The organism is Isachenkonia alkalipeptolytica, from assembly GCF_009910325.1.
GTDB lineage: Bacteria > Bacillota > Clostridia > Peptostreptococcales > T1SED10-28 > Isachenkonia > Isachenkonia alkalipeptolytica.
On the sequence record NZ_SUMG01000008.1, the window covers coordinates 13,723 to 39,329 of the forward strand.

Consider the following 25,607-nt stretch of genomic DNA (forward strand, 5'->3'; position numbering starts at 1 on the left):
GAAGAGAAAGAGTGAAAATAATTAAAACAAAATCAATAGAATGAATTATAAGGGGGAGAGAGATGAAGAAAAAAAGAACGGCTTTATGGATTGTACTTGTAATTGCGGTGACCGGAATTCTCTTGTGGCAAACCGGGGCTGTTAATTATTTTTTAGCAAGAACGATTTTTGCTCCGGATTTCGAGGAAGAGTTACTTCCCGGGGAAGATTCCACCGCTCACAGGGATGAAGAGGGAGATGAAAAAGAACCTGTTAGGGAAGAGGAGGGCGAAAGACACTCTATAGAGAATATCGACTATGAGATCGAGGTGGTTGCAGAGAATCTTGAGATCCCTTGGGAAATTGTTCATCTTCCCGACGGCAGAATATTGGTTACAGAACGCCCCGGTCGGGTTAAAATTTTAGACGAGGGGGAAATTGCCACGATTCATTCCGTAGAGCATGCGGGGGAAGGTGGCCTACTAGGAATGGCCCTTAGTCCGACATTTGAAGAGGATGCTTATTTGTACTTATATTATACCTACCGGGAAGATGGGGATTTTTACAACCGTGTTGCTCGTTATACCTTTGAAGAAGACCAAATAGGAGAAGAAGAAGTGGTAATAGAGGGTATTCCTGGAGGAAGAATTCATAATGGCGGGCGGATCAAATTTGGTCCCGATGAAATGCTTTATATTGCCACGGGGGACGCTGCGGATCCGGAACTTGCCCAGAATGTGGATTCTTTGGCAGGAATGATTTTACGATTGCATCCCGACGGAGGAATTCCCGAAGACAATCCCTTTGATCAGAGTCCGGTTTACGCCTATGGGATACGCAATCCCCAGGGGTTGGCCTGGCATCCGGGGACAGAAGAGCTTTTTTCCAGTGGGCACGGGCCTACGCGATTAGACGTGATCAATCATATACATCCCGGAGGCAATTACGGTTGGCCCGAGATTACCTGCGATGAAGAGGACTCGGATTTTGAGGAAGCGGTAGTATGTTATACAGAATTTACATTGGCCCCTTCAGGGATGGACTTTTATCATCATGAAGATCTTGTGGAGGAATCCCTTTATGTTGCAGGATTGAGAGGCAATATGGTTATGCGTATTGACTTTAACCGGGAAGGAGAGTTCCTGCGTCAGGAAGCCCTGTTTCAGGATTACGGTAGAATTAGGACCGTAGTTTATCATGAAGGATCCTTATATATCGCTACAAACAACCGGGATGGTAGAGGGGTCCCCGCATCGGAGGATGATCGGATTATACGAATTACACCAATACTATTAGAGTAGAGGAGCAGTCAGCGTGAAATTCTTAGAATATATTAAACGAATGATAATATTATCCCTCATTTTAACAGTTGCTGTAAATTTACTATTGTTCGGATTCCGCTACTTTCCTTTTGAAATTTTTATTAAGTGGGTTTGGCGATTTGATTTTGGCAATATGGTTGTTATCATCCCCTGGTTCGCCATGGTGGTCTTATCTTTGTTTTTTACGTTGCTGCAATATATTATTCGGAGAAAAGGCTGAAAAGTGTACCATGGGGTCCGACCCCTTGGTACACTTTTTAACTTAAATTTCTTATATATTATAAAATTCATTGACCTTTCGAATGAATTTCGTTATGATGAAATCAGATTAAAACTTTATATGTGGTTGATTGGTATTTGGAGAATGGGTAAAGCCCATACCGTAGGAGAAAGGGACACTAAGCCATAAGGTGTACCGAAGCTTTCAGGTTATGTACAAATACCGGGACACAACTCTGGAGAGTACCCGAGGGGTCGTCGACGAAGCAAGTAAGGGATCTAAAACAAAGAATCCTTATGAAACTTTCAGATACAAAGGACAGAGAACAATAGGCATGTTTAATTTGCGTGCGATTGTTTCTCCGTCCTTTTTTTGTTGTCAATTTAAAAATAATCCGGAAAATCGGTAAAAAGAAGGAGGGGATTTACAGCTTTACTGAAAGGAATAATCTCAAAACTATATTAAGTTAGTTAAAGGTTAGTCACAGGAATACTACATAAATTTATGAGGAGGAAGGAACATGGAAATATTACTTGGAACCATGATGTTAATTGCAATGCTTTTGATTTTTTCGATTTTTAGTCTTAAGGCCCCTAAGGGTCAAGAGGCTATGTCCGGATTGGCCAGTGCGGCGATTGCCACTTTCTTAGTGGAGGCCATCCATTTGTATATTACCGGAGATTTTCTGGACATTGCATTTCTTGGAGAAGTAGGCAAAGTCTCCGGGAGCATGGGAGGAGTCGCGGCGGTTGCTCTTACAATGATTCAAATGAAAGTGAATCCTGTCCTTGCGGTATCCGCGGGCGTAGCAGTGGGAGGAGCGGGAATTCTTCCGGGATTCATTGCAGGTTACATCCTGGGTTTAGTCACCCCCCATATTGAGCGACGCATACCTGCGGGAATGAATGTTATATTTGGGGCATTATTAGTAGCTCCACTCGCGAGAATAATTGCCCTTAGCAGTGGGCCTATGGTGGATTCCACGCTTTCCAGTATTGGTCAGATGATCTCTGTAGCCGCGCTGCAGTCACCACTTTTTATGGGCATTATCTTAGGAGGGCTTATGAAGGTAATGTGCACCTCACCGTTAAGTTCCATGGCCCTTACTGCTATGTTGGGCCTTACAGGGCTACCTATGGGCATTGCAGCCATTGCCACCTTTGGCGGTGCGTTCACCAACGGAATCGTTTTTTCAAAACTGAAACTCGGAGACCGTGGTCAAAGCCTGGCAATCATGTTGGAACCGTTAACTCAGGCGGATATAGTAAGTGCGAATGCTATTCCCATTTATCTTTCCAACTTTCTAGGGGGAGCCCTTGCAGGACTCTCTGCAGCGTATTTCGGTATAGTGAATCACGCACCGGGTACCGCATCTCCAATTCCCGGCCTTATTGCCCCCTTTGCATTTAATAGCCCTCTGACGGTATTCCTTTCTTTAGTGTTTGCCATGGCAGGAGGGATCCTTGCAGGAATCATCGGTGCAAAAACCTTTAGGAACTATCAACCACGAATTGGAAAAAAAGAAGGAAAAGAATCCAATAACCCCATGGAAGCCTCCGCCGTTTAAACCGGGCTTTACAGTTCATATTCAGTTCATATTCCTCTGATACAGTTTTCAAAGAAAAACAGATGAATCATAAGAGGGGGAGAAGTGTATGAAAAACAAACTGGCTTTAGGAATCAGCGTCATAACCGTAGTACCGATGGTAGCCTTATTAACTATTATGAGTATATATCTTATTGATTTTTCTTTTTATAATAAACAGGAGTTTTGGGTTATCTGGTCCATTGTTTTTTTAGTGATCGTACCCTCCAGTGCTTATGCTATAAAATATTTGGTTCCTAAATTCAGAACAAAGGGAAGAACATGGGAGCGGAATCTGGCATTTGTCACTGGGGTGACAGGACAGGTCTTAGGATTTCTAGGGACATTATATTTACAAGCGCCACAAGGTGTGAAGGCATTGTTTATGGTTTACCTTGTGGCAGGTATTCTATTGTCGGTTACCAACTTTATTATTGGAAAAAAGGCTAGCGGCCATGCCTGTGGAGTTTCGGGACCGATAACTCTGATAACTTTTGTCTTTGGTTTTAAAGCCGGTCTGGTATTTTTAGTGATGCCATTAGTCTTTTGGTCGAGGTTAAAGTTGAAACGTCATGATATAAGTGAATTACTACTTGGAACAGTAATCGGTATTACAGCGACGATAATCTCCTTTTTACATGTAGGGTAATTGTTTCGTTTTGGGGTAATAGCTTTCGAAGATAAAAAAATCCTTATTGGAATTGACAGTTTTAAAGATTCATAATACACTCAATTTATCTTTAAAACGAATGAGGGTATGGGTATTAGGGAGAATTTTTTTCAAGGAAAGGACTACTTAACGGACCGACTTGTGTAAAAGGAACTGTTGGAGAAATTACTTAAATCAAGGCAAGGATAAATTTCGGATTAAGGAGGGGTGGAGATGCGATTACTACAAGAAGATCGAAAAAAGATACTTCGTTATATGGGACACCCCGATGGAGTCCTTTCGAATGACTTAGAGGAACTACTGGAAAATTGCCTTTCCAGAGTTAGGGAAAAAGTACAACCCAAAAGTGCATTGAAGGTTTTTCCAAAAAAAGAGTTAGAGTGGATCATCTCCGGAAAGAACTTAAGAAAATATTTTAACAAGGTCAGTCATGGTGCAGTTTTTGTTGTGACTTTAGGAGAGGAAATGGAGAGGATGATTGAAGAAGGGAAAACTCGATCTACCTTGGAAGGTTTGGCTTTTGAGGCCATAGGCAGTGTGTATACGGAAGTTGCTGTGGAAGATTTGAGACAAGAGTTGCAAAAGGAATGGGAGGGTGTTTTCAACTCTTTTAGTCCCGGCTATGGAGATTGTCCATTAAGTCTTCATAAGGAAATTCTTGAGCTTTTGGACTCAGAAAATCACTTGGGAATTCATATAACCAAGCATCATTTGTTGATTCCAAGAAAAACAATCACGGGGGTTATTCCCTTGAGCAATAGTATCGGTATGGAGAATAACGGGAAATGTGATGATTGTTCCTTAGGAGAGCATTGCACTTTTCATCATAATGAAAAAACAATACTTTTCGATGGTGGGCTGGGAACGGAACTGCAACGGCAAGGATTTAAACATGTGGAGAATCTAACAACACTTAATATCTCTCATCCAGAGGCAGTATATAAGGCCCATGAAGCCTATGTTAAGGCGGGTTCAGAATACCTTTCCACGAACACTTTCGGCGCAAACCCCTTGAAAATTCAAAACAAAGATCGATTACAAAGGATCCTTACTAAAGGTATAGAAATAGCAAAAAAAGCAAAACCGAAAAAGGTTTTCTTAGATATCGGACCTCTTGGAGTGCTTATGAAGCCCCAGGGGGATTTCTCCTTCGAAGAAGCCTACCGACTTTTTCACGAGACAATCAAAATTGGGGTAGAAGAAGGTGTAGACGGGATTTTACTGGAGACTTTCACAGATTTATACGAAATAAAAGCGGCGATCTTTGCGGCGAAGGAGCAAACGGACCTTCCGGTTTTTGCCACCATGTCCTTTGAGAAAAATGGGAGAACTTTTCTCGGACTGGAACCGAAGGTTGCTCTTCGTGCCCTGGAAGCCTTTGGTGCTGATGTTGTGGGCATCAATTGTTCTGTAGGTCCGAAGGAAATAATCCCCTGGTTGGGGGAGAGCATCCCTTATCTTTCAAAACCCGTAATGGTTCAGGGAAATGCAGGCCTTCCCATACATCATAAGGGAGAGGATCGATTCCCTTTAGCTCCGAAGGACTATGCCGCCTTCACAGAAGAACTATTGGATCTGGGAGTGCAAATTATCGGAGGGTGTTGTGGAACCGGTCCTAAGACGATTGAAGCAGTAAAAAGCAAACTGCGGGGTAAGGTTTATCAGTCACCTAAAAGAGAAAGGGTTTATCCTTTTACCTGTTCCTACAATCAAGGACTGTTCATTGAAGAATCCGTTATAGTTGGTGAACGGATCAATCCCACAGGAAAGCCTTTTATTGAAAGCGCGTTGAGAAGTCGAAATTATAGCAGCATTATACAGGAAGGGATCCTTCAGAAAAAAGAGGGGGCGGATATATTAGATATTAATACCGGGACTTCCGGCGTACCGGAAGATGTTGTGCTTCCCGAGGTAATTGAAGCTATCCAACAGGTGATCCCCTTACCCTTACAGATAGATACCTCCAATGTGCAGGCACTCGAAAACGCCCTTCGAATCTATAACGGTGTACCGATAATTAATTCCGTAAACGGTGGGGAAGAATCCTTACAAAACGTACTCCCTTTAGCAAAAAAATATGGATGCAGCATTATTGCTTTAACTTTTGACGAACAGGGAATACCTAAAACCGCTGATAGAAGAATTCAAATTGCTGGGAAAATCCTGCGTCGAGCTAAAGCTTTAGATATTCCAAAAGAACGAATCATTTTCGACCCCTTAGCTCTGACCGTAGCCCACGAACCGGAGCAGGTAACCGAAAGCCTAAAGGCCTTAGGAATGATTAAGAAGGATTTAGGCTGTAAAACCATTCTCGGATTAAGCAACATCTCTTACGGAATGCCGCAAAGAAGTAAAATCAACCAATGTTTTTTAACCTTAGCCTTATATGAAGGCCTGGACGTACTAATGATGGACCCTGGAGATCCCGGTATGAATGAGAGTCTTACTTTATTTAAGCTTCTTTCGAATCAGGATCCCCAAGGGAAAAATTACCTCCGTACTTTTTCAAACTTGAATGAAGAAGGCTCAAATTCATTTTATTTCAATCGAATAGAGGATAAAAGCAGAGAACTCAAAGAAAAAACACCTAAAAAATCCTGGGAAAGTTTATTGCTGGATGGTGATCCTCGGGAATTTAGAAGGGAAATTTTTCAGTGGATAAAAAAGCATTTCTTTAATCTGGCTGATTATGAGAACTTCATTGAAGAGGAGCTACTGAAAGCCTTCGATCAGATAGGAAATCGTTATGATCAGGGAGAAGTGTATTTGCCTCAACTGATCCAAGGGGCGGAAGTTCTAAAATCCGGTTTAGAATTGATCAACCAAGGGACTTCCGATGGTAATGCCAAGAAAAAAGGACGAATTTTGTTGGCAACCGTAGAAGGAGACCTGCATGATATCGGAAAAAATATTTTTCGGACTTTGGTAGATAATTATGGTTATTTCGTCAAGGATTTGGGAAAAGACGTGAAAACTAAAGTGATTTTAGAGGAAATGGAAAGGGAGGAGTATTTAGTTGTTGGTTTATCAGCTTTAATGACCACTACTTTAGGATCTATGGAAAAAACAATAAGAGCGATTAAAAATCAGCACCCCGAATGCAAGATCATTGTGGGTGGAGCGGTACTGACGGAAGACTATGCTCGGGAACTAGGAGCAGATGCCTATGCAAAAGATGCTAGGGAGGGCGTTCACCGGGTGAAAACTTGGCTGCTATAACGCTGTTTTCATAAACCGATTGTCACAACAAGGGGGAGATTAAGTGAATAAATGGAGTGTTTCAAAAGTGTTTGAAGGAACAGAGTCCGCGGGAATAAATCAAAATAAGGATATTCAAGTAGATGAGAATGTGATCAATGTGCTGGACTCTATTTTTGACCGCATACCGGTATCCATTATTTTGATAGATGCCTATTCCAAAATTTTAATGATCAGCCAGTCCTTTGCTGACTTTTTGGGAGTAACGAAGGAGAAGGCCACAGGTAAAACTGTGGGAGAGATCAATCGAAACACCCGATTTCCCTACGTGATGGAGAGAAAAAAATCGGAAATTGCCTGGAAACATACCTTTCAGAACGGTGAGACCGCCATAGTTCATAGGATCCCTATATTGAACCGAAAGGGAGAGTCGGAATACGGCTTCGGAATGGTCTTATTTGATAACATAGAAGAACTGAAACAGATCATAGAGAAGAATGAACTACTGACCACGGAGTTAAAACATTATAAAAAAGTACTTAAAAAAATTCAGGGAGCGCACTATAGTTGGGAGAGTATTATTGGCGAAAGCGAAGCCATTAAAGAAGCAAAACATTTCGGTACGAAAGCATCGGAAACCGAGTCCACGGTTTTAATAACGGGAGAAAGCGGAACCGGAAAAGAACTTTTTGCCCATGCGATTCATAATGACAGCAAGCGCCAAGACGGCCCTTTTATAAAGGTGAACTGCGGGGCGATTCCCTATGAACTTTTAGAATCTGAGCTTTTTGGCTATGTTGAAGGCGCTTTTACCGGTTCAAGAAAAGGGGGCCAGATCGGTAAATTTGAATTGGCCCACAAAGGAAGCATTTTTTTGGATGAAATCGGGGATTTACCTATGAATATGCAAGTGAAGTTGCTTAGAGTTATTCAGGAAAAAGAAATTCAAAAGCTGGGTGACAGTCGGACGGTAAAAATAGATATTCGAATAATTGCAGCTACAAATAAAAATCTTAAGGAACAAGTGAAAAAGAATTTATTTCGGGAAGATTTGTACTACCGACTGAATGTAATGAGCATTGAGGTTCCCTCACTTAAGCACCGTATTGCAGACATCGAAGAATTATCCCAATATCTTATAAAAAAAATATCCCGACATTTGGGCAAATACGTAACAGGCATTTCAAAAGAAGCCATGGATATATTAAAAAATCATAATTGGCCTGGTAACGTTCGGGAACTGGAGAATGTTTTAGAACGGGCAATTAATATTTGTGATGGCGAAACAATTCAGGTTAAGCACTTTCCCATTTATTTATTAGAAGAAGAAAGACCTGCTGAGAATAATGTGAGGACAGATAACAGAAAGATCCCCGATTTAAAGAAGAGCGTAGAAAACATGGAAAAAAATATCATAAAAGAAGCTCTTTATCTTACAATGGGTAATAAGGTAAGAGCGGCTCAGGAACTGGGGATTTCCAGATCCAGTCTCTATGATAAAATTAAAGAGTTTGGGTTGTAAAAAGAGAATGGTAACCAAAATGTATGAAAAAAGCACAAGTGTATGATTTTCGTACATGGCTTTGGAGGGAATTGTCTGAATCTAAGACAGTTCTTTTTTTTTACTAAAAATCACACAAAAAAAATTAATATGAATCAACTATATTTCAAAGTGAAAGATATTGAAATTTCAATCGATTCAACAACAAAATATTGTACAGAAGCTGAACAATCTGTTCACATATTAAAAAACTGGCATAGGTATTGCTTATTATACAGTGTAAACAACAAAACAATTCTAAAGGAGGAGTTTTAAGTGAAGAAAAAAGTTTTCGTATTATTGATCATCACATTATTGATGGCAAGTATTTTTCTAACAGGTTGCGGGGATGAAGAAAATACCGAAGAAGGACCGATTAAAATCGGTGGTATTACCTCTCTAAGTGGCGCACTACAAGATTATGGAGAACAAATGCAGCGGGGATTTGAACTAGGATTAGAGTACGCAACTGATGGTACTATGGAAATTGATGGACGACCGATTGAAGTATTATGGGAAGATACGGCAACAGAACCGGAAGTTGCTAGGGAGAGGGCATTGATTTTATTAGAAGAAGAAAACGTGGACATCCTGGTTGGCCCCGCATCTTCAGCAGATGCAGGAGCTATGCTAAGTCTGGCAGAAGAGTTTGAAACCATACTGATGATAGAACCCGCCGCGGCAGACAGCTTAACCGGGGCAGACTGGAATCGTTACTTATTTAGAACCGGAAGAAACTCTGCTCAGGATGCCAGAGCTATGGCAGAAATTATCACTAATGCTAATCCTGATGCTAAGGTAGCAACCTTGGCTCCGGACAGTGCTTTTGGTCAGTCTATGGTAGCCCCCTTTGAAGTAGCTTTAGAAGAAATGGGCGGCGAGTTGGTAATTCAAGAATTTCCTCCTGCAGAGACTACGGATTTTTCATCTTATATTTTACGGATTCGAGAAGAAGCACCGGATTATGCCTATGTAATTTGGGCAGGAGCTAATAATCCCTGGGGAGAGTTGATGGAACACAACTTAGAAGACTATGGAATTGAAATTACCACAGGGGCTCCGGAGATTGCAGCTCTTAGAATGATGGACCCGTTAGTAGGCATGACCGGATTTACGGTATATTACCATAGTGTACCCGATAATGAAGTGAATGACTGGCTAGTGGACAGACATCAGGAAGAATATGATATGCCACCGGATATTTTTACTTCAGGAGGAATGGCATCAGCGATTGCCATTGTAACCGCAATTGAGGAAAATGGAGGAAGTATGGACACCGATGAGTTGATCGAAGTTATGAGAGGGATGGAATTTGAGAGTCCAACCGGAACCAGATATTTCCGCTCGGAAGATCATCAAGCGATTCAACCCTTATTTGAAATAGAACTTACAGAGGAAGATGGGGTAGATCATCCTGTACCGGTACACAGAAGAACCATAGATGGCGAGGATATTGCACCTCCTATCAATGTTCCTGACGGGGCACCTCGATAAACCAAGGACATAAAGAAAGGATGTAGGTTATGGGTGAGATATTAATTGAGACGAAAGATATCGGAATCAGCTTCGGTGGTCATAAGGCTGTAAATAAAGTGAATGTTAAGCTAGAAAAAGGAAAACTCACTACAATTTTAGGACCTAACGGAGCAGGAAAAACCACACTGTTTAATTTGATTAGCGGACTCCTCGAGCCTACAGAAGGACAGGTTTTCTTTAAGGGGACGGATGTTACACATCTGTCCCCTCTAAAGAGAATCAAAATGGGTATGGGCAGGTCCTTTCAGTTAACCAATGTATTCGGCGCCTTAACGGCTTTTGAAAATGTTCGCCTTGCAATGCAGTCAAAAGAGAATATAGGCTTTAAAATTTTTACTGATCATCGAAAATATAAAGACTTAAATAAAAAAACCGATGAAATTCTGGAAAAAGTATTACTTAAAGATAAAAAAGACTTTTTAGCTAGTGAACTAAGTCATGGAGAACAACGGAAACTGGAACTTGGTATGGTAATGGCCCTGGATCCTGAGATTCTATTGTTAGATGAACCAACTGCAGGAATGGCCATTGAAGAAGTACCGGTTATGATCGATATTATGAGAAATATTCAAAATAGCGGTACCACCATAATTTTGATTGAACATAAAATGGATATGGTTAAAGCCTTATCTGATAAACTAATTATCATCGTAAATGGGATGTTTCTTACGGAGGGGGATCCGGAGACGGTATCAAAGGATCCCGAAGTGTTAAAAGCGTACTTAGGAGGAGGTGTTTTAGATGAGCTCGCTGTTAAAGGTTGATAACTTGGAATCTTATATCGGTTTATTTACAATCCTCCATGATGTGAACCTGGAGATTAATAAAGGCGAAGCCGTAGCTCTATTGGGAAGAAATGGAGCAGGGAAAACAACCTTTCTAAAAACCTTAATGAATCTTGTGGATACCCGTTCTGGTTCTATTGAATTAAACGGAAAATCCCTTGTAGGTGTTCCGACTCATAAAATTGCGAAAATGGGTATTGGGTATGTTCCGGAAGACTATGGGGTATTTGATGCCTTAACCATAGAAGAAAATTTAAAAGTAGCTATGTGGAAAGAGGACAAGGAAACCTTAGAGAGACTGGATTACATTCTTGAATTATTTCCAGATCTTAAAATAGCATATAAGCGTATGGCTAAAACCTTGAGCGGTGGACAACGTCAGATGCTTTCTATTTCACGGGCTTTGGTAAATAAGAATCAAATTTTATTGATTGATGAACCCAGTAAAGGGTTAGCTCCCGTAGTGATAGAAAAGCTTGCTCATGCGTTAAAAGAAATCAGTCAAAATACTACGGTTTTATTAGTGGAACAAAACTTCGCCATGGCTTGTGCTGTTGCGGATAAATTTTTCATTATCAGTGAAGGAAAGACAGTAGAAAGCGGAAATATTAAAGATTTAATGCAAGATAAAGAGTTGCAAAATAAACATCTAGGTGTTGTATAAAGGAGGTCACTATGGATATATTTGTTACATTAGCGATAAACGGATTGGCACAAGGGGCCCTCCTGTTTCTTTTGGCCTCAGGTCTTTCTATTATTCTTGGTTTGATGGGAGTTGTTAACTTTACCCATGGTACATTGTTTATTTGGGGCGGTTACGTCTATATTTGGATATTTGGATTAACGGGAAGCTTTGTTTTAGGTCTGCTTGGAGCAGTAGTGGTTGCTTTTGCCATGGGAGTATTCTTTGAGAAGTTTTTTGTAAGTCGAGTTTATGGAAATGTTCCGGCTCAGATCTTAATTACCCTGGGTCTACAGGTGATTTTCACGGAGCTGGTAAGAGTAATTTGGGGTGCTACTCCCTTAAGTATTGGACGACCTGCTTTTCTTGCCGGTGCTTGGGATATAAGTGGAGTAGTGATCGTGCATTATCGAGTTTTCTTAATCGCAATTGGTTTGGTTATTGCAGTAGGAATACACTTGTTACTGAATAAAACAAAAATCGGTATGATCGTACGAGCTGGAGTGCAAAGACCGGATATGGTCCGGGCGCTGGGAATTAATATCAATACTTATTTCACTTTAGTTTTTGCCGGAGGAGCAGCTCTGGCGGGTTTAGCCGGCGCTTTGTATGCTCCGTTGGTAGGGAGCATGACGTCCACAGCGGGAATGCACAATCAGGTACTGGCCTTTATTGTTGTGGTTGTTGGTGGAATGGGAAGTTTTATCGGATCCGCCGGTGGCAGTGTGATTTTAGGTCTGATGGGTTCCGGAGTTGCGTGGTTTGCTCCAGGATTGGCAACTGTAGCAAACGTTGGACTCATGGCTATTGTGCTTGCATTTAAGCCTAGCGGGCTGTTTGGATTGGCGGTGAAGAAATGATTCTAAAAAAAGACTTATCGAAAAATATGATGATATTTCTTGGGCTTTTATTAGCGGCATTACTCATTCTTCCTCATGTCAGCACATTATCCACTACCACATTATTCAGTAGGATTTTTATTATGGCGATCTATGCAATGAGTTATGATATACTTCGTGGATATATGGGCTTTATCAACTTAGGGCATGCCCTTTTCTTTGGGAGCGGAGCCTATATTGTGGGTATTCTATTTAACAACATTGGAAACACCTTCCCGATGTTTATGTTAGCGATTGTGATTACCTTGGTATATTCCTCCGTAGCCGCATTTATTATGGGGAAAATTGTTTTTAGAAGTAAGGGTGGCGGGGCTGCCAGCGTTGTAGCCGGAGCGATGACAACATTAGCCCTTGGAGAGATTGTCAGACATACGGCTGAGCGTTGGAGAGATGTAACCATGGGTGCAGATGGTCTGAGTTTTCGAATCCCGCCGATATTTTCTGATCGAACCATGTTTTATTATTATGCCTTAGTTTTTTTAATTGTTATGACGTTAGTATTAAGACAATTTATCAACTCACCTACGGGAAGGGTACTGATGTCTATTCGAGAAAATGAACAACGGGCAGAGTTCCTTGGTTTTGATACTGAAAAATACAAACTCATCGGTCTTCAGGTTGCGGGAATTGCTTCAGGCTTCTCAGGAGTAATGTTTGGAGTGCTCAATAGATTTGTCAATACGGAGCTTCTAACGGTGCAACAAACCTTAAACGCATTGCTAATGACCTTGGTTGGGGGAACCGGGACGTTGTATGGAGCAATTATTGGCAGTGGCTTTGTGAACATTGTACAAAGTCAGTTGCTGAATTTTCGAAGTGTGCATCCGATTTTTGAACGATGGCTACTTTTTTTCGGAGCCATGTATGTAATCGTTGTAATATTTATGCCAAAGGGTTTTATGGGATTATATTATAGCATCACCGATAAAAGAAAAGCGAAAATAAAAAATCATGCAATTAAACAAACTGCCGAGAAATAATACTAAGCAAGATCTATTAGATTTGGAGGGAAGAATAATGAATTTAGGAACCGTTGATTTATCCAATGGAGAAAGTATTTTTTATCGGGAAGTGGGTGGCGGCGAAAAAACCCTACTCCTAATCCATGGCAACATGTCATCCTCAAAGCACTGGGAGCCGGTTTATGAGAAAATGAAGGAAAAGTATAAGATATTCGCCGTGGATTTGCGGGGAATGGGAGAATCCAGTTATCATAGCCGTTTTGACTCCTTAAAGGAATTGGCCGATGACTTAGCGGAGTTTTGTGAGATTTTAAAGCTAAGAGACCTTGGTGTAGCCGGTTGGTCTACAGGAGGCGGTATTGCCATGGAACTAGCAGCGGATTATCCAGATCTGGTGGATAAGTTGATTTTGGTGGAGTCCGTATCACCAAAGGGATACCCCTTATTTAAAAAAAATGATAAAGGTGAGCCTATTCCCGGAGAGTTCTATGAGACGAAAGAAGCGATGGCAAAAGATCCTGTACAAGTACTTCCTGCGGTTTTAGCCATAGAGAATCAAGATTTTAATACCATGAAACAAATCTGGGATGCAGCGATTTATGTGGTAAATAAACCGGAAGAAAACAAATATCGTGAGTACCTGGAAGAAACATTAAAGCAAAGAAACTTAGTGGATATTGACTGGGCTCTGGCCACATTTAACATATCCGAAGAACATAACGGAATGGTGGAAGGGAACGGAAAAATAAACAACATTAAGCAACCAACGTTAATATTGGGAGCGGAGTTGGATTATGTAGTGCCCCTGAGTATGGTGGAAGAAACGTCAAAGGCTTTTGGTGAATATGGAGAGTTGTATATTTTCAAAGACTCCGGGCACTCACCTATTACCGATGTAACGGAGGAGTTGATTGAGAAAATAGAGGGTTTTATTGAGTGAATGACTCTTTAAAATCAAAGATAGGGGTTAGTTATTTTTCAATAAAGTGATTAGAAATCTACTGAAGAGATTGTAAAAGGTGGTGGGGATCTTTTAGAACTCATCTCTTTGATTCTTTAAAAGATCCTGAAATACATGATTAAGTAGATTTCCTGAGATTGCTTAGCTGTTAATTTACAGACATCATAGAATCGTAGTTAAAAGGCGGTGTATATATGGCAACAATGTTGATAAATGATGTGGAAATATACTATGAACTTACGGGAGAATCAGGAGAGGTTCTGACAATTCTGAACGGAATTATGATGAGCAGTGGAAGTTGGACAGAAATAAAAAAGGATTATATAAAATCAGGATATCGAATCCTTACGGTTGATTTTAGAGATCAGGGGAAATCCGGATCTTCTCCGGTTGACTATGAGATCGAACAACATGCTGAGGACTTAAAAGTTCTTTTAGATCAACTAGCTATAAAAAAGACCCATATTTTAGGGATTTCCTATGGCGGGCAGGTGGGAATGATTTTTGCATTAAAATATAAAAAATGTATTGGACGGCTGATTTTAGCCAATACCAGTTCGAGACTCAGCAATTTTTTAAAAGGAATTGGAGATGCATGGGATGAAGCGGCAAAACTTTATGACGGTGAACGGTTTTTTCGAATTGCCATGCCTTTGATTTATTCCGATGTGTTTTATGAAACTCATTATGACTGGTTAAAGGAGCGAGAAAAAAGTTTTAAAGATGTTTTGACGAAAAACTGGTTTACTCGGTATTTACGTCTATCTTCAAGCCATGGAAAGTATAATATTGAAGCGGAAATCTATAACATTGAAGCGCCAACTCTTGTGATTGGAGCAGATCGGGATATTGTAACCCCTTACGAGGAAACTTATAAAATTTATAAAAAAATAACGAATGCGTCTTTTGTCATGATCCCTGAATGCGGTCATGCCTCATGCTATGAAAAACCACAGGAGTTTAATATACAGGTTTTAGGGTTCTTGGGTATTAGAAGATTGGAAGAGGAGGGAAGGGCATGAAAGAAAACCATGTGGGAGTAGTAGGATTTGGTACGTACATCCCGAAGGAAGTCGAAACCGCAGAAGAGATCTCTGAGAAGTCGGGGATACCTGTGGATGTAATTAAGAACAAGTTCGGTTTTCATCAAAAACCGGTTCCCGGTGAGGGGGACGGTACCATGGAGATGGGGGTTAAAGCGGCTAAGGCCTGCCTTGAAAGCACGGGAGTGGATCCCTTGGAAATTGATTTAGTAATATCCATCGGTGAGGAATATAAGGAATATCCCTTAGTAACCACTGGGATTTACATCCAAGAAAAGGTTGGAGCAAAAAATGCTTGGGGATTTGACATAGCCCAGCGCTGCGGAACCGCGGTGGCATCAATGAAAATCGCTAAGGCCATGATGCTTGAGGACGATACCATCAATACAGTGTTGATTGCGGGGGGATATCGAAATGGGGACCTGATCGATTATCAAAATCCCCGGGTAAGCTTTATGTTTAATCTAGCGGCAGGGGGCGGCGCGATCCTTCTAAAGAAGAATTATGGGAAAAACCGTCTGCTGGAGAGTTGTATTATTAGTGATGGATCCTTTGCAAAGGATGTTGGTGTTCGGTACGGCGGCACAAAACACCCGGTAAATGAAGAAAATGTGGAAGAAAGCAAGAAATCTTTGGATGTATTTGATCCCGAACATATGAAACAAGGACTGGCTGAGGTGAGTATGCCGAATTTTTTAAAGGTTATCGATGATTCTCTAAGTAAAAGCGGATATGAGAGAGAAGACTTGGACTACTTGGCGATTCTTCATATGAAACGCTCGGCTCATGAGTTTGTATTATCGGAGTTAGGTCTTAGCCTGGAACAATCCATATATTTAGAGGACTTCGGACATATCGGTCAGGTGGACCAAATTCTTTCCATGGAGCTTGCCATGGAAAGCGGAAAGATTAAAAATGGTTCCGTGATTACCTGGGTTAGCGCAGGGATTGGCTATGCTTGGGATGCCTGTACCATAAAATGGGGCAGTTAGGAGGAGTAAAATGGACATTCAAAAGTTGTATAATGAACGAATAATTTCAGTGGATAAGGCTTTATCTTTTATTAAAAGTGATGATGAGATTGTTTCTGCCTTAGGAGCTGCGGAACCCCGGGGAATTGTAAGCCGGATCCATGAAGTCGGGGATCGGGTAAAGAATGTTACGGTGGTTACCTGCCTGCCTATGGGAGGATACGAGTATTTTCAAAACCCTAAGTATAAAGATCGTATTCAAATGGAGGGTTGGTTTTACAGCCCGGAAATACGAAAAGCTCATAAAAACAGAAATGTTTCCTTTATTCCCAATCATCTTCATTTAGCAGCGGAGCGGAGGTTGGACTACAAACGACCGAATATATTTATCGGCACGGCAAGTCCCATGGATAAACATGGTTACATTTCCCTGTCTTTAAGCGCTACCTATGAGCGGGAGATGTTAGAGCATGCGGAGATTACCATACTGGAAGTTAATCCTAATATGCCAAGAACTTTTGGGGATACGGTGATTCATATTAGTGAGATTGATTATCTTATCGAACAGGATTATGAGCTTCCGGAACTTCCGATCACACAGCCCAGCGAAAAAGATCAGCTGATCGGAAAACATATCGTAGACCTAGTGGAAGACGGATCCACCATCCAATTAGGCATAGGAGGGATACCCAATGCGGTAGCTTCTGAATTGAAAACAAAGAAGAATTTGGGAATTCACACGGAAATGTTTACCGATGGGATGGTGGAGCTTTTTAAAAGCGGTGCCATAACCAATAACGAAAAAACATTGATGCCGGGGAAAATGGTGGCGACCTTCGCTTTAGGAAGTAAGGTGCTTTATGATTTTATTGATGACAATCCAGCGGTACAAATTTTGCGGGGGAGATGGGTCAATGATCCTAATGTGATAGGGAAAAACCATAAAATGGTTTCCATTAACACAACTATAGAGATTGACCTCACCGGTCAGTGCGCCTCGGAATCCATAGGTCACCGTCAATTTAGTGGGACCGGTGGCCAAGCGGATACTGCTATTGGAGCACAAATTTGCAAAGAAGGGAAATCCATTATTGCCCTTTACTCCACAACTAAAGTGAAAGATCCGGAGACTGGAGAGCGCAAGACCATTTCTAAGATCGTTCCGAACTTAACAGTAGGAGCCGCCGTTACTCTATCAAGAAATGATGTGGACTACGTTGTGACAGAGTATGGTGTGGCCTCCCTTAGGGGAACCCCCTTGAAAGAAAGAGTTAAGCGTTTAATAGGCATTGCTCATCCGGATTTCAAAGAGGATTTGAAAGCATCAGCAAAAGAATTGATGATTTGGTAAAATAGCCTCCTTAAAGAATTATTAAATACAGCAAGACCAAGAAGGGCACAGCAAAGAAAATTTAAGGGATGAATCCTGAATTTTCTTTTGCTGTGTTTTTCTTTGGTGAAATATTATAAAGAAATTATGAAGTGAAGATTAAGGATTAAAAATTTACTAAACTGCCTTAACCTAATGTAAAATATAGGATATAATGAAAAATATAACGAAATTAAATAGAAGAATGTAATAGGTAAGGAGTTATAATAATTTATTAATTAAACTAAGGAGATATGTTATGGTAATTCAAAGCAATATTTATGACACGGCACTGATATTTGAAGGTGGCGGTATGCGGGCCAGTTATACCGCAGGATTTGTAAATCAATTACTGGAAAATGAACTATATTTTGATTATGTTGCGGGAATATCTGCCGGGGCAAGCCATAGTGTGAATTATTTATCCAGGGACCAAGAACGAACGAGAAAATCTTTTGTGGAGTTGGTAAAGGATCCGAATTTCGGGGGATGGGGATCCTTGATAAAAGGAGAAGGATATTTTAGGGCAAAATACATTTATGAGGATACTCCTCATAAGAATGCAGCACTTCCTTTAGATTTTGAAACCTTTATGGATAATCCTGCTAAAATGCGTGTGGGAGCCTTTGACATCAACAAAGGGGAAATTGTTTACTTAAAAAAAGAAGAAGTGAGAGAAATGAAGGATTTGATGAAGATGGTCCGTGCATCTTCTTCCATGCCGATGTTCATGCCCATCACAGAATTTAAAGGGCGGAATTATTTAGATGGCGGGATTGCCGGAGGCGTAGCCCTTGAGGCAGCAAAAAAAGATGGTTATAAGAAGTATTTTGTCATACTTACCCGACCGAAGGGCTATAGGAAATCTCCGGTGAAGTTTGGGCCTCTGATTAAAGCCTATTACCGGAAATATCCCAAGGTTGTGGAGGCTTTGCTTACAAGGCATATACGCTACAATCAAACGTTGGATGAATTGGAAGCTATGGAAAAGTCAGGGAAAGCATTTTTGGTATATCCTGATCAAATGCCTATATCCAACCGGGAAAGAAATTTTGAAAAGCTTGCCAAGACCTATGAATTAGGCTATAGGCAAGGAAAAAGAGATGTTGAGAAATGGAAAAGATTTCTAGAAAAATAAGAAATACTTTAAAGGGGGATTCAGCATGAATACCAAAGCAAGGTTTGAAGAGGATAAAAACTTTCGGGAGAAAAAGCATGAAGAACTGTCTTACCAAGCTGCTTTAGAAGGAATTGTACTGCTGAAAAATGAAGACATTCTGCCGGTTAAGCCTGGAAAAGTAGCCCTTTTTGGTGCCGGTGCAAACCGGACTATTAAAGGGGGCAGTGGATCAGGAGAAGTAAATGACCGTCATAGTATCAGTATTATGGAAGGGTTAATTGATAAAGGCTTTGAAATTACATCCACCGACTGGATAGAAGACTATGAAAGGGAATACGAAGAGGAGCGGAAGTCTTATAAAGAACGTTTGCAGGAGTACTTTAAGAGAAGAAAATTTCAGGAAATGCTGGAGTTACCCTTTCGTTATCCCTATGGACGGAGAATAGAAAAAAGAGACTTAGATGAAAAAGACGGGAAACTTTGCATCTATGTTATTTCTCGACAATCCGGGGAAGGAAGCGATCGTAGAATTCAAAAGAATGATTTTAGTATTTCGAAACAAGAACACGAAAACATAGGAATATGTGCCCGATTTTACTCGGACATACTGCTTGTGGTTAATGTGGGAGGAGCTTTCGATCTTCGTTTCACTGAGCAAATTCCCGAGATTAAAGGTATTGTATTTTTTGCCCAACAGGGAAGTCAAGGAGGTAGGGCCTTGGGGGACCTTATTACAGGAGAGAAAAATTTTTCGGCTAAACTTAGTGATACCTGGTATAAACGCTATGAAGATGTTCCCTTTCATAATGAATATAGCTACATGAGAGGAAATTCAATGAATGCTTTTTATGAAGAGGGTATATATGTAGGATATCGATACTGCGATTCATACAATATTAATCCCCAGTATCCTTTTGGTTTTGGTATGAGTTATACAGATTTTCAATGGCAGCTTATCGAGGCAAAAGTATATAAAACCAAGTTGCATCTCCGCTGTAGAGTAAAGAATAGAGGGGGAGTTTACCCAGGAAAAGAAATTTTACAGTTCTATGTTAGCTGTCCTCAAGTACATATTAAAAAAGAATATCAAAAGTTGGTAGCATTTCATAAGACGTCGGAACTACCCCCGGGGAAGGAGGAAATTTTTGAGTTAACCGTTGATATAAGATGCTTTTCCAGCTACCATGAAAAAGAGGGAGCCTTTATTCTTGATGAAGGGGATTATATTTTACGGGTCGGAAATTCTTCAAGAAATACTGTGGCCGGTGTAGTGTTATCCCTATGTCAACAGGCTTTTATTTCAATTCATCAAAATGTATGTAAAACCCGATCGGAGGTTCGGGAAATAAAACCGGCGGAGATCAATTATCAAGAAGAGTTAAAAAAATTGAAAGACGCACCGGAATTTTCGAGACTGCAGTTGAATCCCAAAGATATCAGTATTGATACCTTCGACTATAAAACTAGGGATGTTTCCGTTGGAGAAGAAAAAAAGAAAATTTTTGATAAATTAACTGTCCGTGAATTAGTGGAATTGGTTGTAGGTGCCGGTATGAAGGCTACACTTTTAAATCAGAATCAGTTTAATGTTCCTGGAGCAGCAGGATATACTACGTCTAAACTTAAATCGAAAGGAATTCCCAATGGGGTTTTTACCGATGGACCTGCGGGGTTAAGACTTTCAAAAAGGGTAACGATTCATTCAAGAAAAAAAATCAAGATGGTGGATGCTCCGATGGAGTTTTTAGAATATATACCGAATTTTATTAAAGATAGGATTTTTGGGAATCCAAAAAAACATCCGGTAGCATATCAGTTCGCGACTTCTTTTCCTGTTGCCACTGCTCTGGCTCAAAGCTGGAATGAAGAACTTATAGAAAAAGTGGGAGAAGCAATCGGTGTAGAAATGCAAGAATACAATATAGACTTTTGGTTAGGTCCTGCCATGAATATTCATCGGAATCCACTTTGTGGCCGGAATTTCGAGTACTACAGTGAAGATCCTTATCTCACTGGAAAAATGGCAGCAGCTGTGATTCGTGGGTGTCAAAAGCATTCCGGAAACAAAGCAACCATAAAACATTTCTGCGTAAACAATCAGGAGGAAAATCGAAACCGGGTATCAAGTAATATCAACGAGCGAGCCCTTCGAGAGATCTATCTTCGGGGATTCGAAATTGCTATTAAGGAAAGCAAGCCGAAGGGGGTTATGACCAGTTATAATCGTATTAACGGAACCTACACCGCCAACAGTTATGATTTGTGTACAAAAATTCTTCGAAATGAATGGGGATTTGAAGGTATAGTGATGACAGACTGGTATGCTACGGGTAAGAAATTTGCAGATCCTGCACAATGTATAAAAGCCGGGAATGACCTGATCATGCCTGGTCAAAAATCGGACAAAAAGAGGATTCTTCGAAGTCTAAAGAAGAAAGATCTGGAGCTAAAAGATCTTCAACACAGTGCCCAAATAATCTTAAGAGAGATTATGGATATCAAAAGGTGAATTGAATGAACTAAAATAGTCAAAAGTGTACCAGGGGGGCCTGTACACTTTTGACTACTTTTTTGAGGAGCCGTTTTTACTGTTTGGTCCGGTTGTTTTAAAACCGTCTGTATAGTATACTAAAATCCTAGGAAAGGGAAGGCAGGTGGTAAAATGGGAAGACATTCAAGAAAACTGGATATTCTTAATGCAGCATCAAAAATTGTAAATCAGCGGGGTATTTTCAACCTGACATTAGAGGCTGTTGCAGAAGAAGCAGGGTTTAGTAAAGGAGGCCTATTGTATCATTATCCCACAAAGGAAGCGTTGTTAAAGGGAATGGTGGAACATTTGGCCAGCAACTACGATGAAAAGGTGAAAAACGACGAAAATCAAGAGTCAAAAGAGCCGGGGAAATGGATTCGAGCTTATGTAAATGTGACATTTCATGAAACGGAAGAAAACAAACATAAGAACGCAACCCTGCTTGCAGCTAAAGCGGTAGATGCGGAGTTATTAGACCCTGTACGGGAAGTTTATGAAGGTTGGAAGCAGGATATGGCAAAGGATCAAATCGATCCCATTAAAGCATCGGTTATCCAGTTAGCCGCCGATGGTATTTGGTTATCAGAACTCTTTGATATTAATCGAATGAATGAAGAGAAAAAAGATCAAGTATTTCAATTTTTAATGGATTGGTCTCGGGAATCGGATAAGTAGCACTGAAAGTTTTTAGTCTAATTGAATCTTTTTGAAGAGATCGCTTGAAATTGTAAGGAGTCTTCTTGAAAGAATAAGAGATTTCTTCTGTTAAGAAGGGGTCTTTTTTTTATATTTAAAATTCTTACGAATAATTTATTATGCAGGAAACCCTGATTTTTTATGGCTTTAGCGAATCTCTTCAAAAGAAAAATCAAGATTTTAACTTGAAATGAATTCCGGAAGATGTTATAGTCATAAACAGATTAATAAACCGTCTGGATGGTACAGTAAAAATCAAAGGAGGTAAAATGATGAAAAAGATATTATTAACAGCAGCGGTGACCGGTGCCGGGGAAACAACGGATAAGAACAAATATGTTCCCGTAACCCCTGAAGAAATTGCCGACTCTGCAATCGCATCGGCGAAGGCCGGAGCAACCGTTGCTCATGTTCATGCAAGGGATCCAAAAACCGGAGGCATTAGCCATGACATCGAGCATTATAAAAAAATCGTCGATCGAATTCGTGCATCGGATACTGATGTGATCATTAACATAACCGCCGGCGGCGGTGGAGATTTCATTCCTAGCTTGGATACCCCCGCAGCTGGTGGGACAGGGACACTGATCCAAACCCCTGAGGAGCGGCATAAACCTGTGGGAGAGTTACTACCGGAAATGTGTACATTGGATTGCGGAAGTGTCAATTTCGGAGAAATGGTCTATATGAGCCCAACTTCGTGGCTGGAAAAACAGGCGAGGCTTATCCAAGAGAGTGGTGTAAAACCGGAAATTGAATGTTTCGATACGGGTCATCTGCGTTATGCAAAACATTTAATTAAAAAAGGTTTAATCGACGGAGATCCCATGTTTCAATTTTGTCTAGGGATTCCCTGGGGAGCGGAAGCTGATGTGGAAACCATGATGTATATGATAAACAAGCTTCCGAAAAATGCTTCCTGGTCTGCTTTTGGAATTGGTTCCAAACAGTTTCCTGTGGCTTTACAAGCAGCTCTTTTGGGTGGCAATGTTCGTGTAGGTCTTGAGGATAACTTATACCTTGAAAAGGGAGTTCCAGGAAGAAATGAGGAACTGGTGGATAAAATGGGGAATATTTTGGAGCAAAACGGATTTTCTATCATGACCCCAGCGGAAGCCCGTGAGTATTATCAATTACGAAAACTAAAGTAGGAGGCATAGATATGGCAAACAACAGCAATAAAATAGGCGTCGTCGGAACCGGTGTAATTGGCAATGGATGGATTGCAAGGTTTTTGGCGAAGGGGTATAATGTAGTTGCCTTCGATCCAGCGGAAGGTGCTGAGGGAAATACCAGAAGGTTAATGGAACGAATTTGGCCAACCTTAGAAGATATGGGTGTAGCGCAAGAGGCCTCAATGGATAAACTGAAATTTGTAAATACTATAAAAGAAACCGTAGAAGATGCCGCCTATGTTCAGGAAAATGTACCGGAGCGGGAGAACTTGAAAAAAGAAGTTTTACAAGAAATAGACGAACATTTAAAGCCTGAAGGGATTATTGGATCCAGTACATCGGGAATTACAGCGACAACGCTTCAGGAGGGACTGAGAAACCCTGAAAGGCTAATTGTGGCCCATCCATTTAATCCGGTATATATTCTACCCTTAGTAGAGGTTGTAGGCGGAGAAAAAACGAAAAAAACGGTGATCGAACAAGCTAAGGCTTTATTTACAGAGGTTGACATGAAGCCATTGGTAATTCATCAAGAAATTGAAGGACATGTAGCGGATCGATTAATGGAAGCTCTTTGGCGTGAGGCCCTGCATATAGTAAATGACGGCGTAGCAACAACCGATGAAGTGGACCGAGCCATAACCTATGGAGCAGGACTTCGATGGGCATTAATGGGACCTTTCATGACCTTTCATATGGCAGGGGGGGATGCCGGTATGCGCCATATGCTCGATCAATTTGGACCGGCATTGAAACTCCCTTGGACGAAGCTCGTAGCTCCGGAACTTACGGAAGACTTGAAAGAGCGAGTTATTGAAGGCTGTGAGAGTAGTGGACAAGGCAAAACCGTTGCGGAATTGGAAGAAAAACGCAATGAGTTTCTTGTTAAACAGCTGGAGTTGGTTTCCGATTACTGGCCCTTATTTAATAAAACAGAATAGGAGCGAAGGCTATGGAAGATGAAATAATAATGAATATAGAAAACGGAATCTTTTTATGCCCTTGGAAAGTATTACCGATGTCCGTAGACTATAATGGACACATGAATGATGCCGAGTATGGGAAGCTCTTCAGTAGGAGTCTGGACCACTGGATCGATGCTTTAGGACTGGATGAAAGGGGAAAAGAAAACTTTCAGTACACTTTTTTCACCTTAGAGGCCCATATCTGTTATTTAAAAGAAGTGGAAGAAGGTGAGCGTTTGACGGTTTTTCCTCAGGTGATTGATCGGGATGAAAAACGGATTCATCTTTTTATGATCATGGAAAATTCTAAGGAAGAACCTGTGGCCACAAGCGAACAGATGGTTATGGGAATGGACAAAACTACGAACCGTCCCGCTCCCTTTCCTGAGAATATGCATGAAAACTTACAGAAATACCATAGAGCACAGAAGGATTTGGTGACCCCAAAAGAAGTAGGAAGAAAAATCGGTATTCGAAGAAAGTAATCACAGCTCATTTTAAGTGATACAATACTAATAAAAAACAGGAGGAAAAATATTATGAAGAAAAAATTAATTCTTGGAGTATTATTGATAACCGTGTTATTATTTACAGCTTGTGGAAATGATGAAGGAGAAGAAGCGGCGGAAATTTCCTTTGGTGTAACTCCATGGACTAGTACGGTTCCACCAACAGAAGTAGCAAGCTTGATTATCCAAGAAATGGGTTATGAAGTATCCTATATGGAAACCGACGCTGCAGGGGTTTATATGGGCTTAGCAGGAGATGACAATGACATCTTTATGGATGGTTGGATTCCTGCCCATGAAGTATATTTTGAAACCTACGAGGATGAAGTGGAAAGTATTTCCATAAGCTACGACGAAGCAGAGCAAGGCTGGGTAGTACCAGAATATATGGAAGATATTAATTCTATCGAAGATATTTTAGGAAATGAAGAGCTATTTAATAATGAAATGTATTCCATTGAAGATGGAGCCAGCATTACGGAAGTTATTGATGAATTAATCGAAGGCTACGGATTGGAAATGACCCAGGTTAACTCATCGGAAGCCGCCATGATCGCTCAGGTTATGAGAAATATGGAAAATGAAGAACCGGTGGTATTCTATGGATGGAGACCCCATACCATGTTTAGAAATCTGGATATCAAATTGATCGATGATGATCGAGGCTACTTTGAAGAATCCTCGGTACATGTGGTAGTGGATAAGAAGTTGCAGGAAAAAGCCCCTGATGTATATGCATTTCTTGAAAATTGGAGTATTGATATCGGTGATGTGGAGCAAATGATTGTTGAAATCGAAGACGAAGGAAGAGATCCTGAAGAAGTAGCCCAGGAATGGATTGATAATAATCAGGAAAAAGTAGACGAAATGATTAACAACTAATAGAA

21 protein-coding genes and 1 riboswitch are annotated in these 25,607 nt (G+C 40.7%); all 21 genes read left to right on the top strand.

Annotated features, from left to right (window positions below; genetic code table 11):
* The first annotated feature begins 62 nt into the window (after nucleotides 1-62).
* Nucleotides 63-1,280, top strand: a complete 1,218-nt coding sequence (locus ISALK_RS07980; protein WP_160721005.1) for a PQQ-dependent sugar dehydrogenase — start codon at nucleotides 63-65, stop codon at nucleotides 1,278-1,280.
* A 466-nt stretch (nucleotides 1,281-1,746) separates the two neighbouring features.
* A riboswitch (glycine riboswitch) is annotated at nucleotides 1,747-1,853 on the top strand.
* A gap of 188 nt (nucleotides 1,854-2,041) precedes the next feature.
* On the top strand, nucleotides 2,042-3,088 hold the full coding sequence (locus ISALK_RS07985; protein WP_160721009.1) for a PTS sugar transporter subunit IIC: 1,047 nt from the start codon (nucleotides 2,042-2,044) through the stop codon (nucleotides 3,086-3,088).
* A gap of 88 nt (nucleotides 3,089-3,176) precedes the next feature.
* Nucleotides 3,177-3,755, top strand: coding sequence for a hypothetical protein (locus ISALK_RS07990; protein ID WP_160721012.1), 579 nt, complete (start codon nucleotides 3,177-3,179; stop codon nucleotides 3,753-3,755).
* A gap of 234 nt (nucleotides 3,756-3,989) precedes the next feature.
* Nucleotides 3,990-6,995: a homocysteine S-methyltransferase family protein gene (locus ISALK_RS07995; protein ID WP_160721016.1), complete on the top strand. Its 3,006-nt coding sequence runs from the start codon at nucleotides 3,990-3,992 to the stop codon at nucleotides 6,993-6,995.
* A 43-nt stretch (nucleotides 6,996-7,038) separates the two neighbouring features.
* Nucleotides 7,039-8,496, top strand: a complete 1,458-nt coding sequence (locus ISALK_RS08000; protein WP_371723740.1) for a sigma-54 interaction domain-containing protein — start codon at nucleotides 7,039-7,041, stop codon at nucleotides 8,494-8,496.
* Between the two features lie 294 nt (nucleotides 8,497-8,790).
* Entirely contained in the window at nucleotides 8,791-10,008 is a 1,218-nt protein-coding gene (locus ISALK_RS08005) for a substrate-binding domain-containing protein (protein WP_160721019.1), read from the top strand.
* Nucleotides 10,009-10,037: 29 nt separating this feature from the next.
* A complete protein-coding gene (locus ISALK_RS08010; protein WP_160721022.1) occupies nucleotides 10,038-10,814 on the top strand; it encodes an ABC transporter ATP-binding protein in 777 nt (258 codons plus the stop codon).
* Nucleotides 10,792-11,499 (top strand): ABC transporter ATP-binding protein, encoded by a 708-nt coding sequence (locus tag ISALK_RS08015; protein WP_160721025.1) that lies wholly within the window; start codon nucleotides 10,792-10,794, stop codon nucleotides 11,497-11,499. The genes ISALK_RS08010 and ISALK_RS08015 overlap by 23 nt, the downstream gene beginning before the upstream one ends.
* Nucleotides 11,500-11,510: 11 nt before the next feature.
* Nucleotides 11,511-12,377 carry a branched-chain amino acid ABC transporter permease gene (locus tag ISALK_RS08020; protein WP_160721028.1) on the top strand — a complete coding sequence of 289 codons (867 nt, stop codon included), beginning with the start codon at nucleotides 11,511-11,513 and terminating at the stop codon, nucleotides 12,375-12,377.
* On the top strand, nucleotides 12,374-13,396 hold the full coding sequence (locus tag ISALK_RS08025; RefSeq protein ID WP_160721031.1) for a branched-chain amino acid ABC transporter permease: 1,023 nt from the start codon (nucleotides 12,374-12,376) through the stop codon (nucleotides 13,394-13,396). Before ISALK_RS08020 ends, ISALK_RS08025 begins: the two co-directional genes overlap by 4 nt.
* Nucleotides 13,397-13,433: 37 nt before the next feature.
* Entirely contained in the window at nucleotides 13,434-14,318 is an 885-nt protein-coding gene (gene phaZ, locus ISALK_RS08030; RefSeq protein WP_160721033.1) for an intracellular short-chain-length polyhydroxyalkanoate depolymerase, read from the top strand.
* Nucleotides 14,319-14,533: 215 nt separating this feature from the next.
* Entirely contained in the window at nucleotides 14,534-15,361 is an 828-nt protein-coding gene (locus tag ISALK_RS08035) for an alpha/beta fold hydrolase (RefSeq protein ID WP_160721035.1), read from the top strand.
* Nucleotides 15,358-16,374 carry a 3-oxoacyl-ACP synthase gene (locus tag ISALK_RS08040; protein WP_160721037.1) on the top strand — a complete coding sequence of 339 codons (1,017 nt, stop codon included), beginning with the start codon at nucleotides 15,358-15,360 and terminating at the stop codon, nucleotides 16,372-16,374. Before ISALK_RS08035 ends, ISALK_RS08040 begins: the two co-directional genes overlap by 4 nt.
* Nucleotides 16,375-16,384: 10 nt before the next feature.
* The gene (locus ISALK_RS08045) at nucleotides 16,385-17,704 is read left to right on the top strand and encodes an acetyl-CoA hydrolase/transferase family protein (RefSeq protein WP_160721039.1); all 1,320 of its coding nucleotides are present in this window, start codon (nucleotides 16,385-16,387) and stop codon (nucleotides 17,702-17,704) included.
* 277 nt (nucleotides 17,705-17,981) lie between these two features.
* Nucleotides 17,982-18,860 carry a patatin-like phospholipase family protein gene (locus ISALK_RS08050; RefSeq protein ID WP_160721041.1) on the top strand — a complete coding sequence of 293 codons (879 nt, stop codon included), beginning with the start codon at nucleotides 17,982-17,984 and terminating at the stop codon, nucleotides 18,858-18,860.
* Nucleotides 18,861-18,885: 25 nt separating this feature from the next.
* Nucleotides 18,886-21,351: a glycoside hydrolase family 3 protein gene (locus tag ISALK_RS08055; RefSeq protein WP_160721043.1), complete on the top strand. Its 2,466-nt coding sequence runs from the start codon at nucleotides 18,886-18,888 to the stop codon at nucleotides 21,349-21,351.
* Between the two features lie 153 nt (nucleotides 21,352-21,504).
* The gene (locus ISALK_RS08060; RefSeq protein ID WP_160721045.1) at nucleotides 21,505-22,050 is read left to right on the top strand and encodes a TetR/AcrR family transcriptional regulator; all 546 of its coding nucleotides are present in this window, start codon (nucleotides 21,505-21,507) and stop codon (nucleotides 22,048-22,050) included.
* A 293-nt stretch (nucleotides 22,051-22,343) separates the two neighbouring features.
* The gene (locus ISALK_RS08065) at nucleotides 22,344-23,222 is read left to right on the top strand and encodes a beta-keto acid cleavage family enzyme (protein ID WP_245394413.1); all 879 of its coding nucleotides are present in this window, start codon (nucleotides 22,344-22,346) and stop codon (nucleotides 23,220-23,222) included.
* Nucleotides 23,223-23,233: 11 nt separating this feature from the next.
* Nucleotides 23,234-24,187 (top strand): 3-hydroxyacyl-CoA dehydrogenase NAD-binding domain-containing protein, encoded by a 954-nt coding sequence (locus tag ISALK_RS08070; protein WP_160721049.1) that lies wholly within the window; start codon nucleotides 23,234-23,236, stop codon nucleotides 24,185-24,187.
* 11 nt (nucleotides 24,188-24,198) lie between these two features.
* Nucleotides 24,199-24,696: a thioesterase family protein gene (locus ISALK_RS08075; protein WP_236660327.1), complete on the top strand. Its 498-nt coding sequence runs from the start codon at nucleotides 24,199-24,201 to the stop codon at nucleotides 24,694-24,696.
* Between the two features lie 54 nt (nucleotides 24,697-24,750).
* Nucleotides 24,751-25,602 carry a glycine betaine ABC transporter substrate-binding protein gene (locus ISALK_RS08080; RefSeq protein ID WP_160721051.1) on the top strand — a complete coding sequence of 284 codons (852 nt, stop codon included), beginning with the start codon at nucleotides 24,751-24,753 and terminating at the stop codon, nucleotides 25,600-25,602.
* Nucleotides 25,603-25,607: the final 5 nt, after the last annotated feature.